Source organism: Massilia sp. CT11-108, assembly GCF_047302915.1.
Classification (GTDB): Bacteria; Pseudomonadota; Gammaproteobacteria; order Burkholderiales; family Burkholderiaceae_D; genus Telluria; species Telluria orientalis.
This window is the reverse complement of sequence record NZ_JBKYMO010000129.1, coordinates 1-12,746: the sequence shown is the minus strand read 5'-3', so window position 1 is coordinate 12,746 and position 12,746 is coordinate 1. Positions and strand designations below refer to the sequence as shown.

Genomic DNA, 12,746 nt, shown 5'->3' with positions numbered 1-12,746 from the left:
AGCTGCACGAGCTGTCCGTGCGCGACATCGCCCGCATCGAGGCGCGCCCGCTGGCCGTCACGTTGCCCGTCACCGGTTCGCTCATGCCGCTGGCGCAGGCCACCGTCAAGTCGAAGGTGTCGGGCATCGTGCTGTCGACCGCCGTGCAGGAAGGCATGGACGTCAAGGCCGGCCAGGTGATCGCGCAGCTCGATCCCGCCGAGGCGCGCGCCCGCGTGGCGCAGCAGCAGGCCATGCTGGCGGACGCTCAGGCACGCCTGATGATGGCGAAGAAAAACATGAGCAACAGCGCGTCGCTGCTGAAGCAAAATTTCATCGCGCAGAACGCGTACGACACCTCGGCGAACGCCGTCGACCTGGCGCAGGCCGCCGTCGACTCGGCGCGCGCCCAGCTGGACCTCGCGCGCATCGCGCTGGCCGATACGACGATCCATGCGCCGATCGAAGGCGTCGTCAGCAGGCGCCACGCGCAGGCGGGCGAAAAGCTGGCGCCGGACAGCCCCGTGTTCTCGATCGTCGACCTGAAGCACCTGACGCTGGACGCCCAGGTGCCCGCGTCCGACATCCCCCGCATCCGGGTCGGCCAGGACGTGCAGTTCAAGGTCGACGGTTTCGACGGCCGCAACTTCACGGGCAAGGTCGCGCGCATCAACCCGGCCACCGAGGCGGGCTCGCGCGCCATGATCGTGTACGTGGACGTGGCGAATCCCGACGGCGTGCTGCGCGCCGGCATGTTCGCCAAGGGCACCATCGTCACCGACAAGTCGGCCGCGCATCCGCTGCTGCCGATCGGCGCCGTCCGCCAGGACAATGGCCGCGACGTCGTCTACCGCATCGCTGACGGCAAGGTCGTCGCGCAGCCCGTGAAGCTGGGCCTGCGCAACCAGGACGAAGGCGTCGTCGAAGCGCTGGAAGGCGTCGACGCCGGCATGACGGTGCTGGCCGTGCCGCTGGACGGCATCAAGCCGGGCAGCAAGGTCAAACTGCCCGACGCGAAAGGCTGAGCCATGTGGATCACCCGTACCAGTATCAAATACCCCGTCTTCGCCACGATGGTGATGGTGGGCCTGATGGTGCTCGGCCTGTTCGCGTACCGCGGCCTGGGCGTCGAGAGCATGCCGAACGTCGAGATCCCGGCCGTCTTCATCGAGACCGCGTATCCCGGCGCCTCGCCCGAGCAGGTCGAGAATGACGTGACGCGCCCGCTCGAGGAAGCGGCGAACACGGTCGGCGGCATCAAGACGATCCGCAGCACGTCGTGGGAAGGCCGCTCGGGCGTCGGCATCGAATTCCAGCTGACGGTCGACATGGACCGCGCCGTGCAGGACCTGCGCGACCGCATCAGCACCGTCCGCGGCGGCTTCCCGCGCGAGGTGAAGGAGCCCATCGTGTACCGCGAGGAAGGCGAGAACACGCAGCCCGTGGTCCTGCTGGCGCTGACGTCGAAGGAGCGCAGCCTGCGCGACCTGACGATGCTGACCGACCAGGTGATCGTCAAGCGCCTGCAGGCCGTGGCCGGCGTGGGCCAGATCCGCGTCAACGGCAAGCAGGACCGCCAGGTGCTGATCGACATCCGCCCCGACCAGCTAAAGAGCCTCAACGTCGGCATCGACGAGGTGATGAACGCGATCGCGACGACCAACGCCAACCTGCCGGCCGGCCGCATCAGCCACGGCGCGCGCGAGAACCTCGTGCGCATCGAAGGCAAGATGAAGGAAGCGGCCGACTTCCGGCGCATCGTCGTCGCCAACCGCACGGGCGGCCCGATCTACCTGAGCCAGGTGGCCGGCATCTCCGACGGCGCCGCCGAGGAACAGTCGATCTCGCGCGTGAACGGCGAGCGTTCCATCACGCTGGAGATCGCAAAGATCCAGGACGCCAACACGGTGCAGGTGGGCACCGGCGTCAAGGCCGCCATCGAGGCGATGAAGACGACGCTGCCGAAGGACGTGCAGTTCCGCATCCTGGACGACAAGGCGAAGAACGTGCAGGGCCAGCTCGACAACGTCAAGGACACCATCCTCGAAGGTGCGCTGCTGACCATGGTGATCGTGTTCTTCTTCCTGCACTCGTGGCGCAGCACCATCATCACGGGCCTGACGCTGCCGATCTCGGTGCTGGCCAGCTTCATCGCGATGAAGTACTTCGGCTTCACGCTGAACTTCCTCACCCTGATGGCGCTGTCGCTGTGCATCGGCCTGCTGATCGACGACGCCATCGTCGTGCGCGAAAACATCGTGCGCCACCTCGGCATGGGCAAGAACCACGTGCGCGCCGCGGAAGACGGCACCAACGAGATCGGCGTCGCCGTGATGGCGACGACGTTCGCCATCGTCGCCGTGTTCGTGCCGATCGCATTCATGAAGGGCATCATCGGCCGCTTCTTCCTGCAGTTCGGGATCACCGTCGCCGTGGCCGTGCTGGTGTCGCTGTTCGTCAGCTTCACGCTCGACCCGATGCTGTCGTCCGTGTGGCCCGATCCCGTGAAGGGCCGCTTCAGGTACGTGCCGTGGCTGGGCCGCCTGATGGCGCGCATCGAGCACGGCATCGAGTGGCTGCACGACGTGTACGCGAAGGTGCTGGCGCTGGCGCTGGACTGGCGCAAATCCACGCTGCTGCTCGCGGTCGTCCTGTTCGCGGCCAGCCTGATGCTGGTGCCGAAGATCGGCGGCGAATTCGTGCCGCAGGTCGACGACGGCTACATCCACATGCGCCTGAAGACGCCGATCGGCTCCAGCCTGGACTACTCGGATGCGAAACTGCGCCAGGCCGAGGCGGCGCTGGCCGAGTTCAAGGAAATCGAAAGCGTCTCGACCATCGTCGGTTCGTGGGAAGGCCGCAATTACTCGGAAGTGCATTTGAAGCTGACGGACGTGCACAAGACGCACCGCCGCTCGCAGCAGGAGATGGAAAAAGTCATCCGCGAACGCCTGGAAAAGATCGCCGGCATCTCGCTGACGGTGGGCCAGCGCCCGATCTATATCGCGATCCTCGGCAATGACGAGGCGAAGCTGGACGCGGTCGCCCACGCGCTGATGGACAAGATGCGCAAGATCCGCGGCATCGCCGACATCGAGTACAGCCAGGAAGGCGCGAACCCGGCGACCATCGTCAAGATCAACCACGAGCTGGCGTCCGACCTCGGGCTCACCGTGCAGCAGATCGGCACGGCGCTGCGTCCGTTCGTCGCCGGCGACCAGACCAACCGCTGGCTCGCGCCGGATGGCCAGAACTACGAAGTCAACGTGCAGCTGCCGAAGTCGGGCCGCGAAAAGGTGGCCGACCTGGCCGACCTGTCGGTGGCATCGAGCAAGCGTGACGCGATGGGCAACCCGGTCATGGTCCCGCTGCGCCAGGTCGTGCAATTCATCCCGTCGACGAGCCCGCAGATGCTCAAGCGCCAGGCGCTGCAGCGCCGCGTGGCGGTCTTCGCCGGCCTCGAAGGCCGTCCGCTGGGCGACGTGATGGGCGACGTGAACAAGGAAATGAAAGCCATGCAGCTGCCGGACGGCGTGCGCTTCGACGTCGGCGGCGACGCCCAGCAGATGGACGAGACGATGGCCGGCTTCGGCGTCGCCCTGGGCATTGCCGTGATCTTCATCTACCTCGTGCTGGCCTCGCAGTTCGGCAGCTTCCTGCAGCCGATCGCGATCATGGTGTCGCTGCCGCTGTCGCTGATCGGCGTGCTAGTCGCGCTGCTCATCACGAAGACGACGCTGAACATCTTTTCCATCATCGGCGTCGTGATGCTGATGGGTCTCGTGACGAAGAACGCGATCCTGCTGGTGGACTTCGCGAACCACGGCCAGCGCGAAGGCCGGTCACAGTTCGACGCGCTGATGGAAGCGGGCCAGGTGCGCCTGCGCCCGATCCTGATGACGACGCTCGCGATGATCTTCGGCATGCTGCCGATGGCGATCGGCATGGGCGAAGGCGGAGAAACGCAGGCGCCGATGGGACGTGCAGTAATTGGTGGCGTGATCACGTCGACCCTGCTCACCCTGGTCGTCGTGCCGGTGGCGTACACCTATCTCGACAGCCTGGGCAAGCGAGTGGCGGCGTGGTTCAGGAAGGGGCACGAGGAAGATACGGCTACGGAACAAACCGCATGACGCCGTCCTCGCGAAAGCGGGGACCCATACAGAGCATCAGGAATCGCACGAGACGCTTTAAGCAAGCTCAGCATGGGTTCCCGCGTGCGCGGGAACGACGTGTGGTCAAGCGGGATCATGCTCCTGCCGCGCCTCTTCTCCGGCATCTTCATCCTGCGCCGGCGCATCGTCCCCCTTGTGCTGCTTGGCTTCCTGCTTCTTGCGCGCCTTTTCGTCCGCCTTGCGTTTCTTCTCCAACTCCCGCTGGCGTTTTTCGTACTGGAAATTCGTCTTGGCCATGCTCACCTCTTGCTATCGTTGGAAAGGTCGTACTAGTCCATTATGGACCAGTCATCCCACATCGTCTTGAGAATTAACCACGCGGGTGGTGCCGCGCGTGGAGGTGCTTCAGGCGCTCGCGCGCGACGTGGGTGTAGATCTGGGTCGTGGAAATGTCGGAATGCCCCAGCAGCAACTGCACCACGCGGAGATCGGCGCCGTGGTTCAGCAAGTGTGTTGCGAACGCGTGACGCAGCGTGTGGGGCGACAACGGCGCCGTGATGCCCGCCTTCGCCGCATGCTTCTTGATGACGACCCAGAACATCTGGCGCGTCATCGGGCCGCCGCGGCCCGTCACGAACAGCGCGTCGTCGACCTGGCCGTCGAGGATGATGCCGCGCGCCTCTTTCAGGTAACGGTCCAGCCAGTGCCGCGCCTGTTCGCCAAACGGCACGAGCCGGGTCTTGTTCCCTTTGCCGGTAACCCTCAGGACGCCATCGTTCAGGCTCAGTTCGACCAGCTTCAGCGCGACGAGTTCCGACACGCGCAGGCCGCTGGCATACATCAGTTCGAGCATCGTGCGCTCGCGCAGGCCCAGCGGCGTCGCGACGTCCGGCGCCGCGAGCAGCGCATCGACCTGGGCTTCGGTGAGCGTATGGACGAAACGCTGCGGCTGCTTCGCGGATGCCATCTTCAGGCACGGGTCGGCGGCGATGCGGCGGTCGCGCAGCGCGAGCTGGTAAAAGCGCTTCAGCACCGACAGCCGGCGGTTGGCCGAGCTGGGCTTCGTGTCTTCGTGGCGTTCGGCGAAATAGGCGGCGATGTCCTGCGGTTCGACGGCGTACAGGTCGCTCCGCTCCGGCCGCTTGACGTCGAGCCAACGTGCGAACAGGCGCAGGTCGCGCCGGTAGGCGTCGAGGGAATTCTTCGCCAATCCGTGCTCGAGCCAGAGCGTGTCGCAGAACGCGTCGATCAGGGGAAGATTGACTGCTGCTGCCATGGCATCTCGAGCGCCAGCGCGCCTTCGTGGCGCAGCAGCCAGCGCTTGATTCCGAGCTGGAATCCGTGTTCGTCGTCGCTGCTGGAAAAACCGCCCAGGCCGCCGGACGCCGTCACGCGGTGGCACGGGATCACGAGCGGGAACCAGTTGGCGCCGCAGGCCTGGCCGACGGCGCGCGGGGCCGATTCCAGCTGCTTGGCGATCTGGCCGTACGTACGGACGCTGCCGCGCGGGATCGCGCAAATGGTGTCCCACACGCGCCGCTGGAATGCGCTGCCGGCTTCCTTCAGCGGCAGGTCGAAGCGGAAATCGGGATCCTCGAAATAGCGCGCCACCTGGACGGCGGCCTGCTCGGCGACGGCATCCTGCGCCGATTTTTCGTGGTAATGCGGCGGCAGGTAGACCAGTTCGCGCAACCGCCCGTCTTCGGTACGGATGCCCATCGCTCCAAACGGCGCCGCGATGATGGCGCTGAAAATCTCGCTGCCTTGTTGTGTGCTCATCGATGCAGTGTAAGACCCGGCGAGCGCGTTCGCAAGGCCCGCCCAAGGTCCACGAAACCGAGGTAAAAAAAAACGCACCCGTGGGTGCGTTTCTAATATGGTCACGTTTTCGGCTGCCTGGTCATTGCCGGCTGCATCATATAAAACGTGTGTCTCCTCCTAACTGTTTTACGGTAAAGTTTGTATTTACCGCTTTCTTTTCCCTCTCCCAAATCGTATTCGGTTCGCTTGTCCGCACCAGGTTGGTGCCGAAAGGTGCCCCATCATAACGCAACCGCATAAGAAAAGCGTAGTTTTTTATATACATTCACGAAATATATTTCGGTCATAAGCCCCCATGACATGTCATAAAAATGCTAGTGCCGGTGTTTCATTGATTACAGGCAACTAACACATTTTACCCGCACCGAATAGGGGCGATTCTCACCTGGCCTGGGCTGTCGTGATGGGCGCCGTGGCGCGGGACGTCGTTCGCGAGGTCGTCTGATTTATTGCATCGATCAGATCCTTGCCGATCCGCCCTTCCACCTGCTTCTGCACGGGCAGCAGGGCGCGCCGCCAGTCGGCCTGTTCCTGCGGCGTCAACGTATAGATCTTCGTCTTGCCGGTCTTGCGGATCGCTTCGAGGGCCGCGTCGTTGTCGCGCTGGGCGATGGTCTTTTCGAATGCCGTCGCTTCGCGCATCGCCTGCTCCAGCTCCGTCCGGATGTCGCGCGGCAGGCCGTCCCAGAATTTCTTGTTGACGATGACGGCATAGCCCAGGTAGCCGTGGTTCGACACCGTCACGTACTTCTGCACCTCGTGCATTTTCTGCGTGTACATATTCGACGGCGGATTCTCGGTGCCGTCCACGATATGGGCCTGCAGGGCGGGGTAGACTTCGGAAAACGCCAGCACCTGGGGCACCGCGCCGAGCGCGCGCATCTGCACGTCGAGCACCTTGGAGCCCTGGATGCGCATGCGCAAGCCGCGGAAATCCGCCGGGGTGTGCAGTGGACGATTGGCCGACATCACTTTAAAACCGTTGTCCCAGTAGGCCAGGCCCGTGATGCCCTTCGATTCCAGTTTTTGCAGCAGGCTCTTGCCGATCGGCCCTTCCGTCACGGCATACAGCGCCGCCTTGGTCGGGAAGATATACGGCAGGTCGAACGCCTCGAATTCCTTCACGCCGAGCGGCGCGAACTTGGCGAGCGACGGCGCCAGCATCTGCACGGCACCCAGCTGCAGGGCTTCCAGCTCTTCCTTGTCCTTGTAGAGCTGGCTGTTGGGATAGACTTCGACCTTCACCCGGCCGTGCGTCCGCTGCTCCGCCAGCACGCGGAAGCGTTCGGCCGCCAGGCCCTTGGGTGCGTCAGGCGATACGACGTGGCTGAACTTGATGATGATCGGGGCCTGGGCGTGGGCGCCGGCGCCAGTCACGACAGCAAGCGCGGCCAGCAAGGCTTTGATGCGCATAAATTTCATCTTCCCGCGGTGTATATTCGGATACCGACCGCCAGTGTGCCGCTTCGCGGGTCGTACCGCTATCGTGGAAAACCACGACAGACGGACACTGGCAAAAGATGAAACGTTATCACATGAAAAGTCCATTCACCCTGCCCCGCCCCGTCAAGCAAGGCCCGTGGCGCTGGCTCGTGCCCGTATTGCTGGTGCTGCTGTTCCTGCTCGTCCTGCTGTGGCTGCCCTGGCAGGCGCGCCAGATGGAAAGCAACGAGCGGCAGGAACAATTGATCGCAGATACGTTGTGGGTCGAGCAGACCTTGCGCTTCGAACTCGCGCGCAGCGAGGAAGCGCTGGCCGCGCTGGGCAACGACATGGTTATCGAGACGCCGGCGCCGGCCGCCCTGCAGGCCCGCTTCGCGCAGATGTTCAAGAACGGCCACGAACTCCAGCGCATCATCTGGTACGACGCGCAGGGCCAGGTCAAGGCGAGCCGCGGCATGGAACTGCCGCCCGAAGGGCTCACGCAATCGTCGCGCGATGCCGCCGCCATGTCGCGCAGCACGCGCCTGGGACGCTACAGCGAGCCATACGGTGCCACCGGCCTCGTGCATGGCCTGATCGACTTCCACCTGCCGCTGATCCACGCCGGCAAATACATGGGCAGCCTCGTCGCCACGTACAACCTGCAGACCTTGCTGGACGAGAACGTGCCGTGGTGGTTCGCCCAGGACAATGCCTTGTCCCTGCTCGACCGCGACGACCACGTCGTGGCGCAGCGCGCGGCGGGCGGGCCGGGCCGCGGCGTCTACACGCACAAGCGCGCGCTCGACCTGCCCGGCTCGCAGATCGTGCTCGCCACCGACAGCGTCAAGGCCGCGCCGAAGCTGCTGCCGAACCTGCTGGTCGGCTCAGTGATCGTGCTGGCGCTGGGCCTCGTCATTTCGCTCGTCGCGCTGTGGCGCCACATCGCGCGCACGATCGCGGCGGAAAACGCGCTGCGCCAGCAGATGGCCTTCCGCACCGCGATGGAAGATTCGCTGCTGACGGGCCTGCGCGCGCGCGACCTGGAAGGCCGCGTCACCTACGTCAACCCGGCGTTCTGCCGCATGGTCGGTTATCCCGCGGAAGACCTGCTGGGCAAGACGCCGCCGATGCCGTACTGGGCGCCGGAAGCGATGGCGGAATACGAAGGCCGCTTCCGCAAAGTGCTGTCGGGCCAGGCCACGCCGCAGTTCGAGACCGTGTTCCAGCGCTCGGACGGCGTGCGCGTGCCCGTGCTCGTGTTCGAGGCGCCCCTCGTCGACGCGCACGGCCACCACACGGGCTGGATGAGTTCCATCCTCGACATCACGGACCGCAAGCGCGCGGAAGAACTGAATCGCCAGCAGCAGGAAAAGCTCGAGACGAGCGCGCGCCTGGCGACGATGGGCGAGATCTCGTCGATGCTGGCGCACGAACTGAACCAGCCGCTGGCCGCCATCTCCAGCTACACGGCGGGCGCGCTGAACGTGCTCGCGCGCGAGACCCAGGCGGCGCCGCTCGACACCGGCATGCTGAAACGTGCGCTGGAACAGGCCAACACGCAGGCGCGCCGGGCCGGCCAGATCATCCGCAGCGTGCACGAATTCGTGAAGAAGCGCGAACCGCGCCGCGAGACGGTCGGCATTCCCAACGTCGTCGACGGCATCCGCGCCCTCGTCGAACTGCAGGCGCGCCAGAGCTATGTCGCGCTGCAGGTCGACGTGCCGGACGACCTGCCGCCCGTGCTCGCGGACCGCGTCCTGATCGAGCAGGTGCTTCTCAATCTCACGCGCAATGCCATCGAGGCGATGCAGGCCGTCGATCCCGAGCGGCGTGTGTTGAGGATCGCCGCGCACACGGGCGACCAGGGCCAGGTGGCCGTATCGGTGATCGACAACGGCCACGGCATCCCGCCGGAAGTGGCGGAGCGCCTGTTCTCGCCGTTCTTTTCGACGAAGGCCGAAGGCATGGGCATGGGCCTGTCGATCTGCCGCACCGCGATCGAGTTCCACGGCGGCACCCTCACCCACGCGGACAATCCGGGCGGCGGCACCGTGTTTACGTTTACGTTGCAGCAGGCGCAGGAAGCCCCCGTCACCGAACGGTGAATTACAATACGTCAAAAAAAGGAGACCTGCATGCTGCACATCGTCGACGACGAAGACGTGATCCGCGACGCCCTCGAATGGCTGGCGCAATCGCGCGGACTGCCGGCACGCGGCTATGCGGGCGGCCAGGCCTTCCTCGACGCGCTCGGCGACCGGTTCGCCGCCGATGCGGCACACGGCGACTGCGTCCTGCTGGACGTGCGCATGCCGGGCATGAACGGCATCGCCGTATTCGACCAGCTGGTGGCGCGCGGCCTGCTGGCGCGCTTGCCCGTGATCTTCCTGACCGGCCACGGCGACGTGCCGATGGCCGTCGATTCCCTCAAGCGCGGCGCCTTCGACTTCTTCGAAAAACCGTTCAACGACAACCAGCTGATGGACCGCGTCGAGGAAGCACTCGCCGCCTCGCGCAAGGCCGCGTCGCGCGACGCCATCCATGCCCGGCTGGCCACCCTGTCGGCCCGCGAGCGGGAAGTCCTCGATCTCATCCTCGCCGGCAACATGAACAAGGTCGTCGCCGACAAGCTCGGCATCAGCATGCGTACGGTCGAGGTGCACCGGGCGCATATCTTCGACAAGATGCAGGTCAAGACGGCCGTCGAGCTGGCCGGGTTGCTGAAGTAATACCTGCGCACGGCAGGCCGCGCGTCCTGTGCCGCGCGGGGTTCGCTTGTAAAATCAGCCTGAACATGGAGTGGTCGAACTCACCACGTCGAAACATTCTTTAGGGAACGCAGATGAGCGAGAAGACGATAGCCGACAAAATGTTCTTGAGGACCGCGAAATCGATGCTGATCCTGAACGGGAACGTCCACCCCGGCATGGTGTCGCAGATGCCGCCCAACCTGGTCAAATCCGACCAGGAGAAAGTGGACGTCGTGCTGCTGTTCGCGATGAACCGCAAGGAACTCGAACAATATTTCCCGATCGCCAAGGAACGCATGGGCGACAAGGGCTCGCTGTGGGTCGCCTATCTGAAACAGACCGCCTCCAAGGCCACCGACATCAACCGCGATTCGATCAATGCGTATGCCAAGGAAAACGGCATCACGGGCGTCGCCATGATTTCCATCGACGGCGACTGGTCCGCGCTGCGCATGAAGCGGATCGAACCCTAGACAGCCTCACCGTGGCGCGCGAGGGCCCACGCGACGTGTTCGCGCACGAGCGCGGATGGATGGTCCGCGCGGGCGCGCAGCGCGGCGACGATCTCGTCCGATGTTGACGCATTACCGAGTCCGACCGCCAGGTTGCGCAACCAGCGCTCGTGCCCGATACGGCGGATCGGACTGCCTTCGAGGCGGCGGTTGAAGTCAATCTCGCTCCACCCGAACAGCTCGATGAGCCCCGCCGTGCCGAGGCCATTCCGCTCATCGAAATCCGGCACGGTCGCCCGCTGCGCGAACTTGTTCCACGGGCAGGCCAGCTGGCAATCGTCGCAGCCGTAGATGCGGTTGCCGATCAGCGGACGGAATTCTTCCGGGATCGCGCCCTTCAACTCGATGGTCAGATAGGAAATGCAGCGGCGCGCATCCAGCCGGCCCGGGCCGAGGATCGCGCCCGTCGGGCAGGCATCGATGCAGGCGCCGCACTGGCCGCAATGCGCGCCGGTCGGCTCGTCGACTGGCAGCGGCAGGTCGACGAGGATCTCGCCGATGAAGAACGTGGAGCCGGCCTCGCGGCTCAGCAAGAGCGTGTGCTTGCCGCGCCAGCCGAGGCCGGCCTTCTGCGCCAGCGGCAGCTCCATCACCGGTGCGGAATCCGTGAACACGCGGTAGCCGTACTCGCCGACGGCCGCCTTGACCTTCTCGGCCAGGGCTTGCAGCCGGTTGCGCAACACCTTGTGATAATCGCGGCCGCGCGCATAGATCGAGACGACGGCCGCCTGCGGGTCGTCCTGGCGCAGGCGCTCGCGCGTACGCCAGTCGGCCGGCGTCTCCATCGGCAGGTAATCCATGCGCGCGCTGATCACGCGCACCGTGCCCGGCACCAGCTCGGCCGGGCGGGCGCGCTTCATGCCGTGGCTTGCCATATAATCCATCTCGCCGTGGTGGCCGGCGTCCAGCCAGGCCTGCAGGCCCGCTTCGTGGCCGGCCAGGTCGATGTCGGCGATGCGCACGTCGGCAAAGCCCAGTTCCGCGCCCCATGCCTTGATGGCCTGGGCGAGTGCGGGAAGATCGGGCTGGACGGGAAGCTGGGCGGACATTGGCGGACCTACAAACCTCATATTTTATTCGATGCAGCAGCAACTTACAGCCTATCTTCCCGACGAATCGGCCACGCAGGCCCTGGGCGCCGCCCTCTCTCTCGCGCTGAGCCCGGGCCTCGTGATCTACCTGCACGGCGACCTCGGCGCCGGCAAGACGGCGCTCACGCGCGCCCTGCTGCACGCGGCCGGCCACAAGGGCGCCGTCAAGAGCCCGACCTATACGCTGTCGGAGCCGTACCGCATCGAGCTGGATGGCCGACAAGTCAACCTGATCCACTACGACCTGTACCGCATGTCCAGCCCCGAGGAATTCCTCGACGCGGGGTTCCGCGAAGATTTCGACGGTAACAACATCTGCATCGTCGAATGGCCCGAAAAGGGAGAGCCGGTGTTGCCGCCGCCCGACGTTAAAGTGTTGCTTAAGGTCAGCGGTCGCGGGCGTGAGGTAGAATTGCAGGCGTTGTCCGACTTGGGCCTGCTATGCCTCGAACGCCTGCACTACCCCCCGACTCCCTGATTCCCGGTTCCTTGACGCGTCGCACGATCCTGAAGGCTGGCGGTACGCTGCTGCTGTCCGTCGTCGCGCCGCTGACGGCATCCGCCGCCCAGATCATGGCCGTGCGCGTGTGGCCGGCCGACGAGTACACCCGCGTCACCCTGGAAAACGACGGCGAGCTCAAGACGACGCACTTCATGGTGCCGGATCCGCCGCGCCTCGTCGTCGACATCGACGGCCTCGCGCTGAACGACACGCTGAAAAGCCTCGTCGCCAAGATCGAATCGAACGACCCGTACATCAAGCAGGTGCGCGTGGGCCAGAACCGGCCCAACGTCGTGCGCCTCGTGTTCGACCTGAAGGAAGAGGTCAAGCCGCAGGTGTTCAACCTGGCGCCCATCGCCGGCTATCACCACCGCCTGATCTTCGACCTGTATCCCGTCAAGCCAGTCGACCCGCTCGCGACCATGATCGCCAAGGAAAACTGGACGACGGACGCGGCCCCCGCCACGCCGACCCCGGCCGTGCAGCCGGGCGAGCCGACGGTCGGCCAGGCCGGTCCGGACGCCATCGCCAAGCTGGAAGCGGATGCGGCC

General features: G+C 65.2%; 12 protein-coding genes. 7 read left to right on the top strand and 5 right to left on the bottom strand.

Annotated elements, in window-relative coordinates:
- A partial coding sequence (locus tag ACEN88_RS12825) for an efflux RND transporter periplasmic adaptor subunit (protein WP_413340087.1) occupies nt 1–1,004 on the top strand: 1,004 nt, incomplete at its 5' end.
- A 3-nt stretch (nt 1,005–1,007) separates the two neighbouring features.
- On the top strand, nt 1,008–4,112 hold the full coding sequence (locus tag ACEN88_RS12820; protein ID WP_413340085.1) for an efflux RND transporter permease subunit: 3,105 nt from the start codon (nt 1,008–1,010) through the stop codon (nt 4,110–4,112).
- Between the two features lie 105 nt (nt 4,113–4,217).
- Here ACEN88_RS12820 and ACEN88_RS12815 read toward each other — a convergent pair whose 3' ends face one another.
- From ACEN88_RS12815 to ACEN88_RS12800, 4 genes are all read right to left on the bottom strand, one after another.
- A complete protein-coding gene (locus tag ACEN88_RS12815; RefSeq protein ID WP_200948776.1) occupies nt 4,218–4,391 on the bottom strand; it encodes a hypothetical protein in 174 nt (57 codons plus the stop codon).
- Nucleotides 4,392–4,464: 73 nt separating this feature from the next.
- Nucleotides 4,465–5,370: a site-specific tyrosine recombinase XerD gene (gene xerD, locus ACEN88_RS12810; RefSeq protein WP_413340083.1), complete on the bottom strand. Its 906-nt coding sequence runs from the start codon at nt 5,368–5,370 to the stop codon at nt 4,465–4,467.
- The gene (locus ACEN88_RS12805) at nt 5,343–5,873 is read right to left on the bottom strand and encodes a methylated-DNA--[protein]-cysteine S-methyltransferase (protein WP_413340082.1); all 531 of its coding nucleotides are present in this window, start codon (nt 5,871–5,873) and stop codon (nt 5,343–5,345) included. Before ACEN88_RS12805 ends, xerD begins: the two co-directional genes overlap by 28 nt.
- Nucleotides 5,874–6,296: 423 nt before the next feature.
- Complete coding sequence (locus ACEN88_RS12800; RefSeq protein ID WP_413340080.1) at nt 6,297–7,328, bottom strand: TRAP transporter substrate-binding protein; 1,032 nt, start codon at nt 7,326–7,328, stop codon at nt 6,297–6,299.
- A 122-nt stretch (nt 7,329–7,450) separates the two neighbouring features.
- Between ACEN88_RS12800 and ACEN88_RS12795 the strand changes: the two genes are divergently transcribed.
- The 3 genes from ACEN88_RS12795 (at nt 7,451) to ACEN88_RS12785 (ending at nt 10,563) form a co-directional block, all read left to right on the top strand.
- The gene (locus ACEN88_RS12795) at nt 7,451–9,445 is read left to right on the top strand and encodes a two-component system sensor histidine kinase NtrB (protein ID WP_413340079.1); all 1,995 of its coding nucleotides are present in this window, start codon (nt 7,451–7,453) and stop codon (nt 9,443–9,445) included.
- Nucleotides 9,446–9,475: 30 nt separating this feature from the next.
- Nucleotides 9,476–10,069, top strand: a complete 594-nt coding sequence (locus ACEN88_RS12790; protein ID WP_413340077.1) for a response regulator transcription factor — start codon at nt 9,476–9,478, stop codon at nt 10,067–10,069.
- A gap of 140 nt (nt 10,070–10,209) precedes the next feature.
- Nucleotides 10,210–10,563 (top strand): DUF3052 family protein, encoded by a 354-nt coding sequence (locus tag ACEN88_RS12785; protein ID WP_413340076.1) that lies wholly within the window; start codon nt 10,210–10,212, stop codon nt 10,561–10,563.
- Here the strand turns inward: ACEN88_RS12785 and queG are convergent.
- Entirely contained in the window at nt 10,560–11,651 is a 1,092-nt protein-coding gene (queG, locus tag ACEN88_RS12780; protein WP_413340074.1) for a tRNA epoxyqueuosine(34) reductase QueG, read from the bottom strand. The genes ACEN88_RS12785 and queG overlap by 4 nt on opposite strands.
- Before the next feature lie 31 nt (nt 11,652–11,682).
- Between queG and tsaE the strand changes: the two genes are divergently transcribed.
- Together tsaE and ACEN88_RS12770 are read left to right on the top strand one after the other, a co-directional pair.
- Nucleotides 11,683–12,171, top strand: a complete 489-nt coding sequence (tsaE, locus tag ACEN88_RS12775; RefSeq protein WP_413340072.1) for a tRNA (adenosine(37)-N6)-threonylcarbamoyltransferase complex ATPase subunit type 1 TsaE — start codon at nt 11,683–11,685, stop codon at nt 12,169–12,171.
- Nucleotides 12,135–12,746: AMIN domain-containing protein (locus tag ACEN88_RS12770; protein ID WP_413340070.1), on the top strand; the 612-nt coding region annotated here is incomplete at its 3' end. The genes tsaE and ACEN88_RS12770, both read left to right, overlap by 37 nt.